General features: G+C 60.5%; 20 protein-coding genes. 17 read left to right on the forward strand and 3 right to left on the reverse strand.

What is annotated here, in order from left to right; all coding sequences use genetic code 11:
- Positions 1-26: 26 nt before the first annotated feature.
- Positions 27-1,460 carry an aldehyde dehydrogenase family protein gene (locus AF70_RS19055; protein WP_028940846.1) on the forward strand — a complete coding sequence of 478 codons (1,434 nt, stop codon included), beginning with the start codon at positions 27-29 and terminating at the stop codon, positions 1,458-1,460.
- 3 nt (positions 1,461-1,463) lie between these two features.
- Complete coding sequence (locus tag AF70_RS19060; RefSeq protein ID WP_028940845.1) at positions 1,464-2,789, forward strand: hypothetical protein; 1,326 nt, start codon at positions 1,464-1,466, stop codon at positions 2,787-2,789.
- A 49-nt stretch (positions 2,790-2,838) separates the two neighbouring features.
- Here the strand turns inward: AF70_RS19060 and AF70_RS19065 are convergent, their stop codons facing one another.
- Complete coding sequence (locus AF70_RS19065; RefSeq protein ID WP_018927853.1) at positions 2,839-3,597, reverse strand: IclR family transcriptional regulator; 759 nt, start codon at positions 3,595-3,597, stop codon at positions 2,839-2,841.
- Between the two features lie 248 nt (positions 3,598-3,845).
- Between AF70_RS19065 and AF70_RS19070 the strand changes: the two genes are divergently transcribed.
- The 9 genes from AF70_RS19070 (at position 3,846) to AF70_RS19110 (ending at position 13,309) form a co-directional block, all read left to right on the forward strand.
- Positions 3,846-5,387: an acetolactate synthase large subunit gene (locus AF70_RS19070; protein ID WP_019578591.1), complete on the forward strand. Its 1,542-nt coding sequence runs from the start codon at positions 3,846-3,848 to the stop codon at positions 5,385-5,387.
- Positions 5,388-5,398: 11 nt separating this feature from the next.
- Positions 5,399-6,889: an aldehyde dehydrogenase family protein gene (locus AF70_RS19075; RefSeq protein WP_019578592.1), complete on the forward strand. Its 1,491-nt coding sequence runs from the start codon at positions 5,399-5,401 to the stop codon at positions 6,887-6,889.
- A gap of 26 nt (positions 6,890-6,915) precedes the next feature.
- Positions 6,916-7,710 carry an SDR family NAD(P)-dependent oxidoreductase gene (locus AF70_RS19080; protein WP_019578593.1) on the forward strand — a complete coding sequence of 265 codons (795 nt, stop codon included), beginning with the start codon at positions 6,916-6,918 and terminating at the stop codon, positions 7,708-7,710.
- Positions 7,711-7,722: 12 nt separating this feature from the next.
- The gene (locus tag AF70_RS19085) at positions 7,723-8,763 is read left to right on the forward strand and encodes a YCF48-related protein (protein WP_019649026.1); all 1,041 of its coding nucleotides are present in this window, start codon (positions 7,723-7,725) and stop codon (positions 8,761-8,763) included.
- A gap of 11 nt (positions 8,764-8,774) precedes the next feature.
- The gene (locus AF70_RS19090) at positions 8,775-9,233 is read left to right on the forward strand and encodes a VOC family protein (protein WP_018927858.1); all 459 of its coding nucleotides are present in this window, start codon (positions 8,775-8,777) and stop codon (positions 9,231-9,233) included.
- Between the two features lie 10 nt (positions 9,234-9,243).
- Complete coding sequence (locus tag AF70_RS19095) at positions 9,244-9,846, forward strand: amino acid synthesis family protein (protein ID WP_018927859.1); 603 nt, start codon at positions 9,244-9,246, stop codon at positions 9,844-9,846.
- Between the two features lie 62 nt (positions 9,847-9,908).
- Positions 9,909-11,516, forward strand: coding sequence for a bifunctional 3-(3-hydroxy-phenyl)propionate/3-hydroxycinnamic acid hydroxylase (locus AF70_RS19100; RefSeq protein WP_028940844.1), 1,608 nt, complete (start codon positions 9,909-9,911; stop codon positions 11,514-11,516).
- Positions 11,513-12,292: a 2-keto-4-pentenoate hydratase gene (locus tag AF70_RS19105; RefSeq protein ID WP_028940843.1), complete on the forward strand. Its 780-nt coding sequence runs from the start codon at positions 11,513-11,515 to the stop codon at positions 12,290-12,292. The genes AF70_RS19100 and AF70_RS19105 overlap by 4 nt, the downstream gene beginning before the upstream one ends.
- 75 nt (positions 12,293-12,367) lie before the next feature.
- Positions 12,368-13,309, forward strand: coding sequence for a helix-turn-helix domain-containing protein (locus AF70_RS19110; protein WP_018927862.1), 942 nt, complete (start codon positions 12,368-12,370; stop codon positions 13,307-13,309).
- Between the two features lie 89 nt (positions 13,310-13,398).
- Here the strand turns inward: AF70_RS19110 and AF70_RS19115 are convergent, their stop codons facing one another.
- Positions 13,399-14,226, reverse strand: a complete 828-nt coding sequence (locus tag AF70_RS19115) for a helix-turn-helix domain-containing protein (protein WP_019649022.1) — start codon at positions 14,224-14,226, stop codon at positions 13,399-13,401.
- Positions 14,227-14,411: 185 nt separating this feature from the next.
- Here AF70_RS19115 and AF70_RS19120 point away from each other — a divergent pair, with 185 nt between their 5' ends.
- Genes AF70_RS19120 through AF70_RS19135 form a run of 4 tightly spaced genes read left to right on the forward strand, consistent with a single transcriptional unit; the run spans position 14,412 to position 18,241 of the window.
- Positions 14,412-15,551 (forward strand): tyramine oxidase subunit B, encoded by a 1,140-nt coding sequence (locus tag AF70_RS19120; protein WP_028940842.1) that lies wholly within the window; start codon positions 14,412-14,414, stop codon positions 15,549-15,551.
- A gap of 34 nt (positions 15,552-15,585) precedes the next feature.
- Positions 15,586-16,008, forward strand: a complete 423-nt coding sequence (locus tag AF70_RS19125) for a RidA family protein (protein ID WP_019578597.1) — start codon at positions 15,586-15,588, stop codon at positions 16,006-16,008.
- 57 nt (positions 16,009-16,065) lie between these two features.
- A complete protein-coding gene (locus AF70_RS19130; RefSeq protein WP_028940841.1) occupies positions 16,066-17,358 on the forward strand; it encodes an FAD-binding oxidoreductase in 1,293 nt (430 codons plus the stop codon).
- 34 nt (positions 17,359-17,392) lie between these two features.
- Positions 17,393-18,241 carry an alpha/beta fold hydrolase gene (locus tag AF70_RS19135; protein WP_019649019.1) on the forward strand — a complete coding sequence of 283 codons (849 nt, stop codon included), beginning with the start codon at positions 17,393-17,395 and terminating at the stop codon, positions 18,239-18,241.
- Positions 18,242-18,346: 105 nt separating this feature from the next.
- Here the strand turns inward: AF70_RS19135 and AF70_RS19140 are convergent, their stop codons facing one another.
- Positions 18,347-19,090 (reverse strand): GntR family transcriptional regulator, encoded by a 744-nt coding sequence (locus AF70_RS19140; protein ID WP_019578600.1) that lies wholly within the window; start codon positions 19,088-19,090, stop codon positions 18,347-18,349.
- 135 nt (positions 19,091-19,225) lie between these two features.
- Between AF70_RS19140 and AF70_RS19145 the strand changes: the two genes are divergently transcribed.
- The gene (locus AF70_RS19145) at positions 19,226-20,065 is read left to right on the forward strand and encodes an ABC transporter ATP-binding protein (RefSeq protein ID WP_028940840.1); all 840 of its coding nucleotides are present in this window, start codon (positions 19,226-19,228) and stop codon (positions 20,063-20,065) included.
- Positions 20,062-21,063, forward strand: a complete 1,002-nt coding sequence (locus AF70_RS19150) for an ABC transporter substrate-binding protein (protein WP_028940839.1) — start codon at positions 20,062-20,064, stop codon at positions 21,061-21,063. The genes AF70_RS19145 and AF70_RS19150 overlap by 4 nt, the downstream gene beginning before the upstream one ends.
- Position 21,064: the final 1 nt, after the last annotated feature.

Raw genomic sequence — 21,064 nt, forward strand, 5'->3', positions numbered from 1 at the left:
GTCAGTGCGTGAAAGGAAGGTTTCAAATGCACAACTACAAGATGCTCATCAATGGCGTTCAGGTCGCCGGTGAACAGGGCCAGTTTGATGTGATCAACCCGGCCACCGGTGCTGCATTCGCCCAATGCCCCGCCGGCTCGCTGGCGCAACTCGACCAGGCGGTCGACGCTGCACAGGCGGCGTTCAAAAGCTGGCGGCACAGCACCCACGCAGACCGTTGCGAGCGCCTGTTGGCGGTTGCGGCGGATATCGAGCGGGAGGCAGAGTCACTGGCCCGACTGATTGTGCTGGAACAAGGCAAGCCACTGGAACTGGCGTTTTCCGAAGTCATGGGGTCCGTCGCCTGGACCCGCTATGCGGCCGGGCAGGAGATTGCGGTGGAGCTGGTGGAGGAAACCCCCACCCAGCGGATCGAGTTGCATCGCAAGCCTTTGGGTGTGGTGGCGTCGATCACGCCGTGGAACTGGCCATTCATGATCGCCGTCTGGCACATCATGCCGGCGCTGCGAGCCGGTAACTGTGTGATCAGCAAACCGTCGAGCCTGACCCCGCTGAGCACCTTGCGCCTGGTGGAGATCATCGCCCGCCATGTGCCTCACGGCGTGATCAATTGCCTGACGGGCGAGCAAGGTTTCGGCAGCGCAATCACTTCGCATACCGGCATTCAGAAGATTGTGTTCACCGGCTCGACCGCCACCGGACAAAGCGTCATGCGCGGCGCCGCCAACAACCTCAAGCGCCTGACGCTGGAGCTGGGTGGTAACGACGCGGCAATCGTTCTGCCCGGTACGCCGGTTGAGGCGGTGGTCGAGGAGATTTTCCAGGCGGCGTTTCTCAACATGGGCCAGACCTGCGCGGCCCTCAAGCGTCTGTATATCCATGAATCGCAGTACCAGGCCTTCGCTGATGCGCTGACCCTGATTGCGACGCGCCAAGTGGTGGGCGATGGCCTGGAAGCTGGCGTCACCTTTGGACCGGTGCAAAACCTTGAGCAATTGGAGCTTGTCGACGCGCTGGTCGCTGACGCGCGGGCACAAGGCGCACGCGTGCTGTGCGGCGGCGCGCGTCTGGATCGCCCCGGTTTCTTTTATCCGCCGACCCTGGTCGCGGACGTGACAGATGGCCAGCGCCTGGTCGACGAAGAACAGTTCGGTCCCGTGTTGCCTTTGATCGCGTACCGGGATGTCGAGGATGTACTGCGGCGCGCCAATGCCGGCGACATGGGGCTGGGCGGATCGGTCTGGGGGCCGGATGTCGAGCAGGCCCAGGCACTGGCCAGCCGCCTGGAAAGCGGCGTTGCCTGGGTCAATTGCCACGCGCAGATTCAGCCGAATACGCCGTTTGGCGGCAGCAAGATGTCCGGGTTTGGCGTCGAGTTCGGCCTTGAGGGGCTGCTGGAGTTCACTGGCCAGCAACTGCTGTTTGTCCGCCCCTTTAAAAGCGCACCACAAGGAGCTTGAGCCATGCGCAATCCGTCACGTCATCCCGTGTTTGGTGGCAGGCTTGTGTGCACATTGGTTCTATGCGCCATCAATCAGGCCCAGGCCTATGAGTTGTACAGTGATGAGGGCCGTCACCTCAACGCAGACATGACCGCCGTGTTCGGCCAGTTCAACAGTCGCAAGAACTACGACGGCACGCCCGGTGGATCTACCTGGCGCGAAGGCTTTATCAAATACGGCTTGAGTGGTGACCAGTCCCTGGCGGGCAATGGCACTGCATATGGGGCATTCGCCCTGGTCAGCTCCGCCACCTGGGGCGACGGCGACCCAGGCGGCAATTCCCTGGGAACCGAGCGCACAACAAAGATCGAAGACGCCTACCTGGGCTGGCGCTCCGGCGACCTGTTCCCTGCGTTAGGCAAGGACGGGGTTGATATTTCCGGCGGGCGCCAGGTGGTCAAGCTGGGCCGAGGGTTCCTGATCAACGATGACGGACTGAACCTGGGCGAGGGTCCGGCCAATGGCACTATGAACCGTGGGGGCGCTTATTACCTGGCTGCACGGCATGCGTTCGATCAAACCGCGCTGTTGCGCCTGGGTGGGCAAGATGGCCTGCACGGCAGTCTGGTGTGGCTCAAATCCGACAACCGCGTCCAGGCCGAAACCGAACTGGCCGCCGGCACGCTGGATTACACCACCCAACCGGGTACGATCGGATTGACCTGGGTACACGGCATCGACGTGAGCGATCAATGGGCCACCGACGTTCAACGCCAGCGCAAAGGCATGAACGTCTACAGCGTTCGCGGTGAAGGCGATGCGGGCATCAAGAACGTCAGCCTGGCGTTCGAATACGCCTGGCAGGACAAGGACGCCGGGCCTGAGAAAGCCTGGTATGGCGAAGCGGGCTACACCTTCGCCGATACCGCCTGGGCGCCCAAGGTGACCTATCGCTATACCCGCTATTCACAGAAATGGGATCCGCTGTTCACTGGCTTGAGCATGGGCTACGGCACCTGGTTTCAGGGCGAAGTCGCCGGCAACTACGCCGGGCCGTTCAACAGCAATACCAGCATTCAGCACGTCGGTCTGAAGGCCACTCCGCTGGAAAACCTGACCTTGGGCGCGCTGTACTTCGATTTCGACACGGTGCGTAAAAACAACGCGCTGAACCTCAATGCCCGTGAGCTGGATATCTACGCCGAATGGGCAGCCAACCCGCACTTGATCATTACCCCGCTGATTGGCCTCTACAAACCCGATCAGGACTCAACCACGGGTGGCAATCAAGTCGGCGGCAATGGCACCAACCTGTACAGCCAATTGACGGTGGCTGTTCCGTTCTGACCGCATATCCGCCGCGTCCCTGGTAAGGGACCGGCGGCTTGTCCATAGGCTAGGGCGTGGTGGTGTTCGACTGATTACGCATGTTTTCGGCGATGCGCCGAGTGGTATCCATGACCATTTCGATCACGGTTTCCTGGCGCAGCAGCTTGAAGCTCTGCGTGCTGCCGACGGCGGACAGGCTGCCAACCACTTCGTCAATGTCCGTCTGGATGATCGGCGCGGCGATGCCGGTCAAGCCCAGGTTGAGTTCATCATGGGTGAGGCAGTAACCGTCCTTGCGAATCTTTTTCGCGGCCTTGGAGAAGCTTGACCAGTCATAAGGGCAGTCCGGGTCGTTGGCCATATGCTCGTCGAACAAGCGTTGCAAACGGCGACCTTTCTGAAAGGCGATCAACACCTTGGATTGCGCGCCGCGAAAGAACGGCAGCGGTTGCCCGCGCCCGAACGCAAAGTGGTAGGTGTCGGTGGGTTCGGCGATGTAGGTGTTGATGATGCGACCGTCATAAAAGACGCTCGCAAACACGGCCAGGCCGGTTTGCGCGGACAGCTCGTGCATCAACTCGCGCCCGGCAACGAGGATAGGGTCGTACTGACGCATCATCCAGTCCAGTTCGATGACTCGCGGCCCCAAGCCATAACTGCCGGCGTCCACGCGGGTCAGCAGGCCGGCGTCGCACAAATCCTTGACGTAGCGGTACACGGTCGCGCGTGACAGGCCCATGCGCTCGGCAATGGTGTCGGGGTCGATCTTCAATGTCTGTGGACCGAACAGGTCCAGGACACTCAGTAATTTGCTCAGGCTACTCATTTCGTTCCTAAAGACGGGGGGAGGGCGCGTGCTTCGTTCCGGCGTAGACCAGACATCCCGCAGAAGCGCCAAGCGCTGGCGCAACACTACCTCAGTGAGAGAAAAACGCAATCTCGGCAGTCTTTCTGGTGCAAATAAAATCGCATAAGTCTCACTAAGCGAGACAAACATTAATTTAATGCTTGTTGATTGAGTATTTGTGTGTGATAAATCTCATCACTGCAAATGCTCAAGCAAGAGGGCTGAAAATGAATGGTGCGCAACTGATAGTGAATGCGGCAGCGGCAAGCGGTATCGAATACTGCTTCGCCAACCCCGGAACCACCGAAATTCCATTGGTGGCGGCCATGGCCAGCGCACCAGCACTGAAGCCGGTGTTGTCGTTGTTCGAAGGGGTGTGCACGGGGGCGGCGGATGGGTATGGCCGGATTGCCGGCAAGCCGGCGATGACCCTGACGCACCTGGGCCCCGGGTTTGCCAATGGCATCGCCAACCTGCACAACGCGCGTCGTGCCAATACCCCTATCGTCAACGTGATCGGTGATCACGCGTCATGGCATGTCAACTACGATCCGCCGCTGGCCAGTGACATCCAGGCCTTGGCCGGGACTGTCTCCGGTTGGGTACGCACCTCGCGCACGGCGTCGGGTATCGGCGAAGATTTGCAGGAAGCGGTGCGGTCGGCCTGGCAGGCCAAAGGGCAGATCGCCAGCCTGATTCTGCCCATGGACCTGCAAGCCAGCGCAGTGACGCACAACGGTGTGTTCGCTCCGATGCGGGCGCCGATTCGCCGGTTTGCCGGTGACCGGGTCGAGACGGTGGCACAGGCACTGCGTGACGGGCAGCGCCTGGTGTTTATTGTCGGGGATGAGGGGTTGTCGGTCGCCGGTCTGGAAGCAGCGGGGCGCCTGGCGCAACTGCCTGGCGTGCGCCTGTTTGCCGAGACCTTTCCACGGCTCAGCTACCGTGGTGGTGGTTTGCCGGATCTGGATCGCCTGCCGTACTTCCCGGAAGTGGCCATTGAAATCCTTGAGCAGTACGACCAGGTCGTGTGTGCCGGGGTGCCGGAGCCCATCAGTTATTTCGGCTACGAAGGCATCCCGTCGCGCCTCGCCGAGCGTGAGCGTCTGCTGACGCTGGCCGATGTCGGTGACGATGTAGCCGGCGCGCTGACGGCGCTGGCCGATGCCCTCAATGCACCGGCCTACGTGCCGACACCGATGGGCATCGAACTGCCGCCAGGCCATGCCGAGCTCACACCTCAGTCCATCGGCCAGGTTTTAGCCGCATCGCTGCCGGACGACAGCATTGTCTCCGTGGAAGGCGGCACCTGCGGCTATCCGTTTTTCACCGCCTCCGCTGGCGCCGCTCGGCACCGGGTGTTGACCAATACCGGTGGCGCGATCGGCCAGGGCATTCCGGTGGGGTTCGGCGCCGCCTTGGCGGAGCGGGGCAATCGCGTGTTCTGCCTGCAGTCCGACGGCAGTGCCCAGTACACCATCCAAACCCTGTGGAGCATCGCCCGTGAGCAGGTGCCGGTGGTGATCCTGATTGCCGCCAACCATCGCTACGCCATTTTGCAGAACGAACTGCGCCGCTTCGGCATGACTGAAATGGGGCCCGAAGCCCTGCGCCTGACGGTGCTCGATAGCCCGCGGATTGACTGGAAGGCTCTGGCCAAGGGCTACGGCGTGCCGGCCTGCACGGTGCACACCAATGCCGAACTGCAACGGGCGCTGGCCAACGCCAATGCCGAAGGTGGTCCTTGCCTGATCGAAATGGCGCTGTGAAGGAGTCGATGATGAAACAGTTTGAAGTGCTACCTGCTGTGCAACACTTTCTGTCCCAGCCTGGCCGCCTGTTTATCGGTGGCAGTTGGCAGGACGCCGCCGCTGGCCGGCGGTTTGCCGTGGAAAACCCGGCAACTGAAGAAACCCTGACGGAAGTGGCCCAAGGTGACGCGCGTGACGTAGATGCGGCCGTTGCGGCAGCCCGCGCAGCGTTCAACGGCGCCTGGGCACTGCAGTCTCCCGCCCAGCGCGGTCTGCTGCTGTTTCGACTGGCGGACCTGTTGGATCAGCACCGCGAGGAGCTGGCGCAGTTGATCACGCTGGAGAACGGCAAACCCATCTCAGCCGCTCGAGGGGAAGCGGCCAGTGCGGCGACCATCATTCGCTACTTCGCTGGCTGGCCGACCAAGATCGAAGGCAGCACGCTGCCTGTATCGCCGGCCAGCGGTGCGCCGATGCTCAACTACACCTTGCGTGAACCGGTGGGTGTGTGCGCGCTGATCGTACCGTGGAACTTCCCGTTGAACATGTGCGTGTGGAAGCTTGGCCCAGCGCTGGCGACAGGCTGTGTCGCGGTGCTCAAGCCTGCCGAGCAAACTCCACTGGTCGCGATTCGACTGGTGCAGTTGATCGAGGCCGCCGGGTTTCCAGCGGGGGTGGTCAACCTGATCACCGGTCTTGGCGCGGAAACGGGCGGACCGCTGGCGCAGCATCCCGACGTGGACAAGATCGCCTTCACCGGCTCGACCCACGTCGGCCGGCTGATCGCTCAGGCGGCCACCAGCAACATGAAAAAAGTCTCGCTGGAACTGGGCGGCAAGTCGCCGAACATCATCTTGCCGGACGCCGATATCGTGCGCGCCGCCAAAGGTGCCGCCGACGGCATCTTCTACAACCAGGGCCAGGTGTGCACGGCTGCCTCACGTTTATACGTACACGCCAGTGTGCTCGATCAGGTGCTCGAAGAACTTGAGCGGCATGCCACCGCCCACGTGCTCGGTAATGGTTTGGACCCGGCTACCAGCATGGGCCCACTCGTGTCGGGCCGCCAATTGAGCACGGTCAAAGGCTACCTGCAACGTGGTCAGGAGGAGGGTGCCGAACTGATCTGCGGTGGCGGCCGTCCCGCCCACCTGGAGCGCGGCCACTTCATTGCGCCCAGCGTGTTCCTTGATCGCGCCGAACGTGCCTGTGTCGCCCGCGAAGAGATCTTCGGTCCGGTGCTGACCGTCATGAGCTGGACCGAAATCGACGACCTGGTGCTGCGCGCCAACGATTCGCCTTATGGCCTCGCAGCAGGCCTGTGGACCCGCGACCTGCGCTCGGCGCACCGCGTGGCAGCGCAGCTCAAGGCGGGCTCGGTGTGGATCAACTGCTGGAACGTGGTCGACGCGGCTTCGCCGTTCGGCGGGTACAAGCAATCTGGCTGGGGCCGGGAAATGGGTAAAAACGTGATCGATGCCTACACCGAGACCAAGAGCGTCTTCGTCGATCTCGCCTGAACCGAATAATCACAAGAGGAAATGCTATGGATCTGGAATTGAAAGGCCGCGTGGCCATCGTCACCGGCGGCGGTATGGGTATCGGCAAGGAAGTCGCACGTTTTCTGTCCGAAGAGGGCTGCAAGGTGGTGATCTGCGCACGCCGCATGGAGTTTCTCCAACAGGCTGCCGAAGAGATCACGGCTCAGACCGGCAACGAAGTACTGCCGCTGTATTGCGACACCAATCAGATGTCGGCCGTGTCTGACATGGTCGAAGCTGCGCACAAACACTTCGGCCGCATCGACATCCTGGTCAACGGTGCCGCAGCGCCGTCCGGAGTGGTGCGCAATGACATCGAACATGCCGGCGACGACGAGTTGCTGTCGGATCTCAACACCAAGGTGATCGGCTACTTCCGTTGCGCCAAGGCAGTGACCCCGCACATGAAGGCCGGCGGTTTCGGTCGCATCATCAACATCGGCGGCCTCACCGGGCGCAGCAGCAAAGTCCTCTCGGGGATGCGCAACCTGGCGATCGCCCACATGACCAAAACCCTCTCCGACCAGTTGGGCCCTTCGGGCATCACGGTCAACCTGATTCACCCTGGCGTGGTTGACACCCCGCACATCCAGGAGTTGTACGAGCGCGAAGCGGTCAAGCAAGGCAAGACCTCGGAACAGGTTGAGCAGGCCTACATCGACGCGACGCCGATTCGCCGCACCCTGGCACCGATTGAAATGGGCTGGCTGATTGGTTTCCTGGCGTCGCCAAAGGCTGGCGCGGTGACCGGAGAATCCATCGGCATCGACGGCGGTTTGACCCGCGGTATCTACATCTGAGGAGCACCAGCGATGAGTAACGGAACCCTGTTAGTGGCCACGGTAGGGCAGGCGGTGATCCGCAGCGCCGACGAGGGTCGGACCTGGCATCGCCTGGGCCTGGGCCAGGATCTGGAGTTCGACGCGATCACTCGATCCTTGAGCGTGCACCCCGACGAGCCTGAGGTGATCTACGCCGGCACGGACGTAGGTTTGTGTGTCAGCCGCGACACCGGCGGCCATTGGCAGCGGGTCGATTCGCCGTTCAACGGGCAGACGGTCTGGAAAGTCGCCGTCGATCCGCAGGACGCGCAACGGATTTTCGTCGGCACCGGTGCACCTTCGCGCGCCGTACTGTGGCGGACTCTGGACGGTGGTCTCAGTTGGGACCGTGCGCCGGTGGAGATTCCGGAGTTCTGCGACGGAGTCAGCCGCCCACGGCTGCTGGCTTTCGCCTATGACCCGACCGACCGCAACCAGCTATGGTTCGGCCTTGAAGAGGGTGGGTTATTCCACTCCCGTGACGGTGGCGACAGCTGGACGCGCGTCGATGATCGGCTGCTGTGGGACTACAACTCAGATGTCCACAACATTCTGGTACTGCCCAATCATGGTCAGAAAGTCATCGTGGTGGTCTGCGTCAACGCCGTCTACCGCAGCCTGGATGAGGGGCTGACCTGGACTGGCATTATCGGTCGAGAAGCGTTCGGCCTGTACTACATGCGCGCCATGAACGCGCCGTTGGGCACGCAAAGCGACCTGTACCTGAGTATTTCCGATGGCACGCCCGGTACCACCAGCAAGATCCTGGTGTCCCGTGATGCTGCGCTCAGCTGGGAAGTGCTGCCCCTGCCGCAACAACCCAATTCCTGCGTCTGGGCCATTGCCTTCAACCCGGAAAATCCGCGACAGATCGTTGCGGGAACCAAGTACGGGCACTTGTTCACCTCCGGGAATGGCGGTGATGGCTGGCAGAAACAGTGGCGCGAATTCAGTGAGATCGCTGACGTGCTCTGGACCCCCGCAGTGGCGCAGATCAAGGCAGGGCATCAATCCGTGGTCAAAAAAAGCTGAGGTATCACGCGATGAAAGTCGAAATCCTTCGTACTCACTTATCGCTCTCGGTAAGTGATCCTGATGTGTCGGCACGCTGGTACGCCGACATCCTGGGCATGCATGAAAGTGCCCGGGGCGAAAGCTGGGTCATGATGGCGTTTGGCACCAAACATCACGACATCGCCTTGCTTCGTGCAGAGCCCGGCGCCCATCAGGGCGGGTTGGGGTTGCAACACTATGGATTGGAAATCGCCGGGGACATGACCACCTTGCGCCAGCTCTACGGCATGTTGCTGGGCAAGGGCGTCGAGGTGGTGAAGATCACCGATCACGAAATCGGCCATGGTGTGTATTTCAACGACCCTGACGGTAATCGCATGGAATTTTTCCTTGAGACCGAACACGACGATGCGCGCGGCAAGGCCCGGTTCAAGGCCGCTGGCGCGCCAAGCCGACATTTCAATCTAGATCCACTAGACCCGCTTTGAGGCCACCCAGATGAAAACCGCGAATTTTGCTTCGTATCACATCCGCAAGTGGTACAGCTTTGTCGAAGAAACCCTGGCCAACGAAAGTGGCCAGTTAGCCGATGGCGAGCCGCTGTTCAAATATGCCGTCGCCGCCGTTATCGCCAACCCCTATGCCGGTCGCTACAGCGAGTCGCTGACAGAGCTGGTAGAACCGTCGCCGCTGCTGGGCGAAGAGTTCGGTCGTCGCATTCAGGCGCTGGCCGGCTCGCGGGATATTGTCAGCTACGGTAAAGCTTGCATGGTGGGCAGCCAGGGCGAATACGAACACGGCAATGCGTTCCTGACCAACCCGGCTGCCGATCCGGTGCGCCTGGCGCTGGGCGGGGGCAAATCCTGGGTGCCGTCCACCGGCAAACGGGGCGCCCCAGGTTCAACCATCGATGTGCCGTTGGCCCACAAGGATGCACTGTATGTACGCTCCCATTACGACAGCATGTCCTTGATGTTTGGCGACGGCCCCGCACCGGATGAGGTGATCGTGATCTGGGCCTTCGCCACGCGCGGGCGCTTGCATGCGCGGCTGGGCGGTCTGCAGGCGGCAGACGTCAAAGGTATTGATGGGCTGCACTGATTTCAGGCGCATGGCTTTAGCGGCGTCGGATTAAAAACACAACAAGAAAGCGGTGAATAGCGATGAAGCAGGAGAAGACCCAAGTTGTCATTGTCGGCGGCGGCCCTAACGGGATCACGGCCGCACACTATATGGGGATGTACGGTATCGACTGCGTCGTCCTTGAACTTGCCGACGGCGTACTGCCTTATCCACGCGCGGTGGGCATGGATGATGAAGCACTGCGCGTACTGCAGGGGATCGGCATCGCCGATCTCGCTGTACGCGACATGATCTGCGATGTACCGCTGCGCTATTACAATGCACGCGGTGTGTGCTTCGCCGAGGTCAAGCCGAGTACCGCCCATTACGGCTGGCCAATGCGTAATATCTTCATGCAGCAGTTGCTGGAAGGCACGTTGCGCGAAACCCTGGGACAGCGTGCCAGCGTTGTGTTGCGCCAAGGCCACGAAATGCTCGAACTCGAGCAGGACGGGCAGGGCGTGACATTGCAGGTGCGCGATGCTCAAGGCGAGATTTATCAACTGCGGGCTGACTATGTCATCGGCGCCGATGGCGGACGCTCCACTGTGCGTAAAAAGCTCGGTATCGAGCTGTCGGGGCTGACACATGCGCGCAAATGGGTGGTGGTCGATACGGCCAATGACACCCTCGATGCACCCTACACCGCACTGCATGCCGACCCGGAGCGGCCCTTCGTGTGCATCTATCTGCCGTACCAGCAACGCCGCTGGGAATTCATGCTCCTGGAGGGCGAAGATGAAGCGAGGATGTGTGAGGAAAGCACCATTCGCGACTTGATCCGTGGGCATATCGGCAACGCGGTCGATCAGTTGAACATCATCCGCATCCGAGCCTATACCCACCACTCCCGGGTCGCGGTGCGGTTTGTAGAAGGGCGTGTGGCGCTGGTGGGCGATGCCGCGCATATTTCTCCACCCTGGGCCGGGCAGGGCCTCAATTCCGGGCTGAGGGACGTGGCCAACGTGGCCTGGAAACTGGCGGCGATCATCCAGGGCCGTGCCTCGCACTCGATCCTCGCCAGCTACGACCAGGAGCGCCGTGGGCATGCCACCGAGCTGGTAGCCCTGGCCGACAACATGGGCGCGGTACTGGGAATGACCAACCCGCTGATGGCCGGCGTGCGCGACTGGCTGTTCCAGGCGGTGAACAGTGTCGACAATCTGCGCTCGCACCTGCTGGAGTTCAAATTCAAACCCAAGGCCACCATCACCAAGGGCTTGGTCTATCACGAACGGGCCGAGTTGCGCGAGGACGACCTGGTCGGCCAGCTGTTTGTACAGCCGCATATCGAAGACGCCCAGGGGCAGCGTCGTCGCCTGGACGAAGTGCTTGGCAATTCCTATGCGGTGCTGGGTTATCGGGTGAACCCGCGCGAGCAACTCAGCGAGGAAATGACCGCTTATTGGGCGCGCTGGGACACGCGTTTTATTCAGGTCAATCGTTCGCGCAGTGGCATCGGACGTGGCCAGCCGTTGACGGCCTCGGACGCCATCAGCGTGGAGGACGTGGATAATCGCCTGGGTGAATGGTTCTCCAGGGTGCGTGACTGCATCGTAGTGGTGCGTCCGGACCGGTTTGTCGCCGCCATTACCACACCAGAGAGGCTTGAAGGTGTGCTGCGCAAACTGGCGGAGCAACTGTCATGAACAGCGGCAACGCGCTACTTAATCGGCTACATCAGGCAACGCGCACGGTGCAAGCCATTGCGCCACTGGCCCCCGAGGCGATAGATCGGCTTGCGGGTTATGCGCTGCAACGCCAGGCGCTGGATCACCAACAAGCCGCAGGCGAGCGACTGAGCGGGTGGAAGGTCGCCTTCGCCGGCAGCGCCGCGCAAAAACGCTTTGGCCTTGACGAGCCGGTGTATGGCGGCCTGATGGATACCATGATTGTCGAGCCGGGTACGGCGGTGGCGTTCTCGCGATTGATCCAGCCCAAGCTGGAGATCGAATTGGCGTTTGTACTCGGGCGTACCCTGGCGCCGGGGGACTACCGTGACGAGGATATTCTGGCCGCCATCGGCGACGTGGCGCCTGCGTTCGAGATCGCTGACTGCCGTTGGCAGGGCTGGAGTTTCGGAGTGGGCGCCTTTCTGGCCGATAACGCGGCGGCGGGGCTTTATTGTCTCGGACCGCGCATCCCGTTCGATCCTGTAGACCACGTCAACGTAGCGTATCGCCTGGAGTGCGACGGCGCGCTCTGCGGTAACGGTGATACGCGCGATCGGGAGGACAGCCCGCTGGCCAATCTGTGCTGGCTGATTCGGCGTCTGTTGGCCGACGGTCAACGTGTGGAGGCTGGGCAGGTCGTGCTGTCCGGGGCGTTGTTGCCGCCAATGAATATCCAGCCCGCCACGTACTGCCTGCACATGCTTGGCATGGAACTGGCTTTGGTTTTCACGGCGGACGCCGCCCCGGTGTGAACGATAGCTGCCGTCACGGATGACTGAGTCCCTTTCAGGCCGATAAACAAACGGGGCCACCGAGGAACGACGACCATGCTTGCTGAAGTTCGAACCTTCAATGACCCTCAACAACACGCTGGCTCCATCCAGGGCTGGCGGCAAGTGTATGACCAACTCGGCCGTGGCTGCCTGACCAGTGAGCTGCGGCAGTTGTCCTCTGACCGCTTCCAAATCTTCCAGGAAGTGCTGGACAAACGCGTGGTACAGCGCGGCTATGCGCCAAAAGGTCGGCTGTGCGCAGCCATGTCGTTAGGCTGCGCGCCGGTGGTGCAGGGGCAACAGGTGGGCACTCACAGCGTGGTACTGTTGCGTGACGGCGAGGAGTTTGTGTTGCACGCCCCTGAAGGCATGCACTTCTTCGCGCTCAATATCGACGCGGTACGCTTCGCCAAACTGGCGGCCTTCGAACTGTCTGACGATCAGCTCAAGCGCCTGAAGACCACGTCCCAACTCAGCGTGGATGACGCGTTACTGTTGCGAATACGTCAGCGTATCCACCCGCTGTTTCATCACCTTTTGGAACAGACGGACGCTATCAACTCAACCGCCGAGAAAATGCTGGAGGAAGAACTGCTCGGCGCGTTCCTCGATTTGTTCAGCCACGCCACCGATGAGGTACGTTGTCGTCGCGGTAATTTCGCCGTGAGTGCTTACCTGGTGAAGCGTTGCCAAGAGCTGATCGATGCCAGTGGTGATACACCACTGAGCATTCTCGACCTGTGCGAGCACCTGCGGGTGAGTCGCCGGACCCTGCAGAACAGTTTTCAGGCAGTGACCGGAATGCGTCCGGTCGAATACCTGCGCAATCTACGCCTCAACGCGGTGCGACGCCGCTTGATCACAACCTCTGCCTGCACTCACAACATCAGTGAGATCGCGATGGCGATGGGCTTTTTTCATCTTAGCCACTTTGCCGCGCATTACCGGCAATTGTTCGGCGAGTCACCGTCTGAAACGCTCAGGGCAATGCGCTAAAGACCTCATGTGCGGCTGACGCTTTCCTCCCACCCGATTTCCTTTTCCAGGCTGATATTCAAGCGCTCATGAAATTTTGAAAGGGAGGGTCAGGCGTAGTTGATCCGGTCGGTGTAGGCGTTCTGGGTCATTTGGCGTTGATAGTCGCAAGGCGTTGTACTGACCAGTTTCTTGAAGTCGCGCAGGAAGTGCGATTGATCGGAAAAGCCCAGGTCGAGGGCCAGCTCCGAAAACGATACATCGTGTTGGGTATTGAGGGTGTCCAGAGCTGCCTGGCAGCGGATGATTCGGCAAAAGGTCTTGGGTGACATACCAGTGTCCTGGCTGAACTGTCGGTGCAGCGTGCGACTGGTGTACCCGCTGAGTTCTTCCAGTTGCTGAATACGAATATCACCGCGGTGGCGCAGCGCCTGCTGAATGACCATGGCCGTGAGTGCTGACGTTCTCCCCATCAGGCGGGGGGCGAGGTAGTCGTTGAACAGCCGCATCTGATCGCCCAGCAGTGGTGCTTGAACGATATTTTCGAAGATGCGCTGGGCGAACCCCGAGACCTCCAGCAGGTCGAGTTCCCGTTCGGTCAATTCCTCGGCCAGCACATTGATAAATCCGGGAATGACGCCCGGTGAAAAGCGCACGCCGAAGTAGTGATGGTTCTGGTGTAACTCGACCGCTTGGGCAGCCAGCGGCGTGCCACAGATCCGGGCGGTAGGGCGTGTTGCATCACAGTCGAAAACAATATCCACGCAACCGTCCGGCACGGCCAGCAGGTTGGCTGATTGAGCCACATCGAAGGCATAGAAATGCGAGATCGCCGGGTGTTCGGAGGGCATGACCGAATACCGTGAAGAGTTGAGCACGAACCAGGGCTGTTCGTTCGCAGTGTGGTGCCTGGGAGGCGGCGCGCACTGTTTGATCATGGTTGCACCTTCGATGAGCAGCGATACGGAAGTTTTCACGCATTAATCACGCCAACTGTTGCGCGCCGGTCAATCGGGCATGTCCGAAATTTACAATACCGCCGAAAAGCGCGCCCTGATACTCGAGGTCGACAGCGTGGAGCTGCGCCTACCGCAGCGATATCACCTTCAGCCCGAGAATAACTATGTCTACAAATACAAAAATCGACTTCATCTACCTCTCCGAGCAGGACATGATCCGCGCGGGCGTGACTGACATGCTGGCGTGCGTGAACACCATGGAGGAGATGTTCGGCCTGCTCTATGCCGGTGACTATCGCATGGCCGGTCCGAACAATGACTCCCATGGCGCGATGGTGATCTTCCCGCAGGATTCACCCTTCCCGAACATGCCCAAGCCCACGGCTGACCGACGCATGATGGCCATGCCTGCCTACCTGGGCGGCAGCTTTTGCACCGCAGGCGTGAAGTGGTACGGCTCCAATATCGCCAACCGCGAAAAAGGCCTGCCGCGCTCGATTCTGATGTTTACCTTGAACGACCCCGACACCGGCGCACCGCTGGCCCATATGTCGGCCAACCTGCTGTCCGCGTACCGCACCGGTGCGATTCCCGGCGTGGGCGCGCGCCACCTGGCACGCAAGGACTCGAAAGTCGTCGGCCTACTCGGCCCGGGTGTGATGGGCAAGACCACACTGGCGGCATTCATCGCGGTATGCCCGCATATCGACACACTGAAGATCAAGGGTCGTGGCCAGAAGAGCCTCGATAACTTTATCGCCTGGGTCAAGGAAACCTATCCGCAGGTCACCACGATCGAAGTGGTCGACACCCTTGAAGCGGTGGTTCGTGACTCCGACCTTGTTACTTATTGTAGCTCCGGTGAGGTGGGTGATCCCACAACCTACCCAATTGTGAAGCGCGAGTGGGTCAAGCCAGGTGCCTTCCTCGCGATGCCTGCATCCTGCTCCCTTGACGACGGGATGGAACAGCGCGACGTACGCAAGGTGCTGGACAACACCGGTCTCTACCAAGCCTGGTTTGAAGAACTGCCCAAGCCTGCGCATCACTGCGTGCCGGTGATTGGCGTGCGCTTCATGGACATGATTGCCGAAGGCAAGATGCGGCTCGAAGACGTCGAGGACATTGGCAAGATCATCGCCGGGGCCGCGCAAGGCCGTAGGAACGATGAAGAAATCATCATCATGTCGGTGGGCGGAATGCCCGTGGAAGACGTGGCCTGGGGCACGGTGGTGTACCGCAACGCCATCGAAAAAGGCATCGGCGTCACCTTGAACCTGTGGGAAACCCCGGTTCTGCGCTAAGCCAGCCATCACTAATATTGACGAGGCATTCCACATGACAAACATCATCAAGCTCAAGACCGGTTCCCCGTTTGAAGATCAGGCCAGTTATTCGCGCCTGGTGGTCGTGGACAACTGGATCTACGTGTCCAACACCGCAGGCCGCAACCCACAAACCAAGCTGATCCCGGAAGATATCCTCGAACAGACCCATCAGGTATTCGCCAACATCGAGGCGGCCCTGGCGGCGGTCGATGCGAGCCTGGCGGACGTGGTGTGTTCGCGGGTGTTCATCCAGGACCCCAAGGACGTACCTGCCGTGATGGCCCTGATCGGCGAAAAGTTTCGCGGCGTTGATCCAGCCAGCACCGTCACCTGTCCGCCCTTGGGGTCGACGGTCTACAAGGTGGAGCTGGAAGTGACGGCGTATCGCAACGCGTCGAAGGCGCACGTTGAAGTCATTCGACTGTCGCAGTAACTGTCACGCGGCCATGCGCAGGCGTGGCCTACCTCATTCGTTTACCGAGTCTTGATCATGGCACCCACTATAGCGCCCGTGAAAACGTCTACCGTGTTTCCCTCCGCAACCTCCGTCGTCATCATTGGCGGCGGGATTATCGGCCTGACTGCAGCGTTGACATTGGCCGAACGCAATATTGCGGTGGTGGTGCTGGAAAAAGGTCGTATCGCCGGCGAGCAGTCGTCACGCAACCTGGGCTGGGTACGCAAGACCAGCCGCCACGCGGCCGATATCCCCCTGGCCCTCGCCGCTGACCGTCTGTGGGCAAAGATGCCTGAGCGGGTAGGGGCGGATGTCGGGTATCGCCAGGAGGGCATCATGTTCGTGGGTCGCAACCTATCGCAGATGGCGATGCATGAGGGATGGCTCAAGTCGGTGGAGCATTTGTCGCTGGATTCACGGCTGCTCAGCAAGCGCGAGATTGACGCGTTGGTGCCCGGTGGCGTGGGTGAATGGGCCGGTGGCATCTTCACGCCGTCCGATGCGCGTGCAGAACCGACGCTGGCAAGCAGCGCTATCGCCAAGGCCGCCATGGCCCTGGGTGTGGTGATTATCGAGCAGTGCGCGGTACGGACGCTGCAGATGTCCGCCGGCACGGTCAGTGGCGTGGTCACCGAGCAAGGTGAGATTCGCTGTGATCATGTGCTGCTGGCTGGGGGGATGTGGTCACGGCGTTTTCTGGGCAACCTCGGAGTGTCGTTGCCGACCTTGCCCTTGACCTGCTCGGTGCTACGTACTCACCCAATGGAGGGGCCGACGGAAATTGCTGTCGGCGCACCGGATTTTTCGTTTCGCAAGCACAAGGACGGCGGCTTCATCATTACCCAGCGCGGCAAACTGGATGCCTTCCTGACCCTCGACCACCTGTTGCTCGCCAAGCAATACATGCCGCAGTTCCGTGCGCAACGCAGCGTTCTGAACGTGTCGTTGGGCAAGCCTTTTTTCAATGACCTGGCGCTTGCCCGGCGTTGGAAATCCGACAGTGTCAGCCCGTTCGAGCGCGTCAGGGTGCAGGACCCGGCCGCCAACCCGCGGCTCAATAACGATGCGATGAACAACCTCATTGCGGCCTGGCCGGTATTTGAACAGGCGCGGATTGCCCAGGCCTGGGCAGGCACTATTGACGTCACGCCGGATTCCAACCCGGTCATTGGGCCGGTCGCGCAGATTCCGGGGCTGACCGTGGCCACCGGCTTCTCGGGGCACGGCTTCGGCACGTCGCCGGCGGCAGGTCACCTCGCCGCGGATCTCGTCAGCGGTCATGCGCCGATCATTGATCCAAGCCCTTATCGGTTCGATCGTTTCTAGGTCGGTCGAAGCCACGCATATAAGGAACCAAACGATGCCTTCTGACAGCTGTTTCTTTACCAACCGATCTGGCTTGCGCCTGCACTTTTTGCGCTGGGGTGAATCCACCGGTGTGCCTCTGGTGCTATTGCATGGCTTGCGGGCTTATGCCCAAACCTGGGAATCGCTGGTGCAATCTCTGGGTGCAGGCTACTGCATCTATGCCCTGGACCAGCGCGGTCGAGGACTGAGTGACTGGGCCGCGCCCGGCAGCTACCACACGCAGTCGTATGTCGAGGACCTCGAGGACTTGGTCGCCCATGTTGGCTTGTCGCGTTTTGTATTGCTGGGGCACTCATTAGGGGGCGCCAACGCCCTTGAATATGCGCGGCAAAATCCGGGGCGATTGATTGGCTTGATGATCGAGGACATCGGCCCCGGCTCCTCAATCCAGGGCGATGGCGCCGCGCGTATTCGCCGCGAAATGAGCCAGACGCCTTTGCAGTTCGATAGCTGGGAGGCGGCCCGCACATTCTGGCAGGCTTCGCGCCCTGGGTTGTCGGAACAGGGCCTGGCATCAAGGCTCACTCATTCGATGAAAGAGAGCGATGGCGTGATCACTTGGCGCCATGATCAGCAGGGTATTGCCGAGGCGCGCCTGAGTATCGAGCCGACGGACCTATGGCCGGCGGTGCGCGCGCTGGATTGCCCGACCCTGTTCATTCGCGGCGGCCGCTCGGACTTTCTGCCACCCGCGATGCTGCAGGCGATGAGCGCCAGCAATCCGTACGTCCAGACGGTGGAGGTCGCAGGCGCCAGTCACTATGTACACGATGATCAAGGCGAGGTGTTCAACGCGCTGGTCGCAGGCTTTCTCAAAAGTCTTGAGCTCCCGGGCCAATGAAACCCACGGCACGGTGAGAATCAAACCGGAGATGGAAACCCCATTGACCGCCTTGCGTCGGGTTGAATTGGCGATTGAGGCGGGCATTCCTGCGGGTGCACTGATTCAGCTGGCGGGTCTGGACTTGAAGACACCACTCAAGACAAAGGCATAACGTTCTGGGCGGATGTAGAAGGTCGTACGGTCGCAGCAGCGGCCGTCGGCAAACCAGGAGGTGCGCTCCATGACCAGCAGTGCCGCGCCACGTTTGATGTGCAAGGCACTGGCCAGGTGTTTATCGGCTTCTTGCGCGCGGATCGCCAGATCGGCTCGGGTGACCGCCATGCCAGTGATCGACTCGAGAATGGAGTAAATCGGTTGATGCTCGACTTCAGTCCAGACCACGCTGGCCAATTCGGCCGGTAAATGGCTGCGGCCCAGCGCGATGGGTTCGTCATCGACGAAATGCAGTCGTTCCAGAAGCAGGCAGTCGTCCGCTTCTTCAAACAAACCACGCAACGCCTCTGGAACCGGCTGCAGGGTATGGCTGATGACGCGCATGCTCGGTTCGAGCCCTTGCAGCAACAAGGCTTCATGAAAACTACGCAACGCGTCCAGGCCGTGCCGCACCTGTTTGGCCGCCACGAAGGTGCCTTTGCCTTGTTTGCGCTCCACTACGCCGTCGTCGCTGAGTTTGCCCACCGCCAGGCGAACGGTGACGCGGCTCACCGCAAAACGTTTACCCAGCTCTGCTTCTGACGGCAGCTTGCCGCTGGGCTCAAAGTCGCCGCGTTGAATCTCTTCCAGCAATTGCTGGGCGATCTGCTCGTAGAGTGAGGTGGTGCTGTCGCGAAGAATAGACGTAGACACTGTCGGTTTCCATGGCCTTGGAGGAGGGCGGTGCGCCTTCACTTCTAAGGTTATAAAAATAGGTTATTGGGACTGCTTGTATTAATACGTATTATGTCAGGTAATCCCATTGTAAACGACCTGACGACACTTGCCATGTTCAAAACCCTCCCTTACGCACAGCAGCAAGCCGATGCGCTGACGGTCGATGACATCAGCTTCAGCTACCCCAATGGGCATCGCGTGTTTTCCTCTTTCAGTCTGAACGCCAGGCCCGGTGAGTTCGTCGCGATCCTGGGGCCATCCGGCTGCGGGAAAACCACCTTGCTGAACTTGTTGTCAGGTTTTGTGCAACCGCAAAGTGGTCAGATCTGTATCAACCAGACGGCGGTTCGTCCAGAGCGTTCGGAGTTGGGTTATGTGTTCCAGGCGCCGCAGTTGTTTCCCTGGTTGAGCGCCTTGGAAAACGTCCGTTTCGGCCTGCGAATGGCGGCTCGGATCAACGAATCGCAGCAGCGTTCTCAAGCCTTGCAGTACCTTCGCCTGGTCGGTCTGGAGAATGCTACGCATCGGTTGCCGCATCAGCTGTCTGGCGGCATGCAGCAGCGGGTTTCCTTGGCCAGGACCCTGGCATTGGAGCCCAGCGTGTTGCTGATGGATGAGCCATTCGCTGCACTGGATGCCATCAGCCGCAACAGCATGAACGAAGAGACCTTGCGCATCTGGGCCGAACTGGGTCAGACGGTGCTGTTCATTACCCACGATATCGACGAAGCGGTGTTTCTGGCGGATCGGGTCATCGTGCTCAACATCGCCCCCGGCGGTATCCACAGCGAACTGAATATTCATTTGCCGCGCCCTCGCTCCAACCTCAAAACCCGCCGGTTGCCGGCCTTTCTCGATTACCGCAATGAGCTGATGGAGCGTATTTCCCAGGTCATGGAAGTGCCTGCAGCCTCCGCTTACCCAACCCGCCAACCTGAGTTGACAGCATGATCAAACATTCGCTGCTTGCCCTTTCCTTGTCTGTTGCCGCCTTGGCAAGCAGCGTATTCGCCATGGCTGGCGAAGAGAAACCCTTGCGTGTGGGTTACGTATTCGCCATGGCCAACGCCCCGGCGTTGATCGCCGACAAACAGGGCTACTACCGCGAGGAAGGCTTGAATGTCGATCTCAAGGCCTTGGGCGATGGTCCGGTAATCCAGCAGGCGCTGGCCGCTGGCGAGCTGGATGTGGCCTATGTCGGTACGCCGCCGGTGTATCAATGGTTTTCCCGGGGGCTGCAAAGCTGGATTCTGGCCAAGGTCAATTACGGTCAGGCTGCGGTGATTGTCGACGCCAAGAGTCCGGTTACCGCCTTGGATGAACTCAAGGGGAAAAAACTGGCCGGGGTCAAGAAGGGCAGTGGCATGGATGTGCTGCTGCGCGGCTATGTGCTGAAAGAAAAGGCCGGTCTCAATCCTGACAAGGATCTGGACATCATCGACATGCCACCCGGCAATATGAACGCGGCGCTGGAGCGCGGCATTGTCGATGCGGCGTTTTCCTGGGAACCCTTTGTCAGCCAGTCGTTGTTGCGCGGGTCGAGCCGGATCCTGCTCGACGTCAATCAGGCGCTGCCGAATTACCCTTGGTACGTGGTGATCGCCTTACCCAAAACCTTGCAGGAGCGACCGGACGATGTGGTGAGGCTGCTGCGTGCGCACCGCAAGGCCATCGCCTTTCTCAACGAGCACCCCGATGAGTCGAATCGAATCATCGCCGAGGCGTTCAAGCTTGAAGCGGTGCAAGGCGTAGACGGCAAGACTATCGCCCCGCAAGCCATCGTCGCCCAGGCACGTACCCGGTTGGGCTGGTCAGCGGACTTGCAGTCTGCGGATATTCAATTCATCCAGCGCCTGATGAATTACTCCCACGACCTGGGCTTTATCGATACCACGCTCAAGACCGAACAGATCGTGGATACCTCCTACCTGCAAAAAGCCTCGCGCTGAG

Origin of the sequence: Pseudomonas sp. KD5, assembly GCF_012932895.1 — a bacterium.
In the GTDB taxonomy this organism is placed as follows: Bacteria; Pseudomonadota; Gammaproteobacteria; order Pseudomonadales; family Pseudomonadaceae; genus Aquipseudomonas.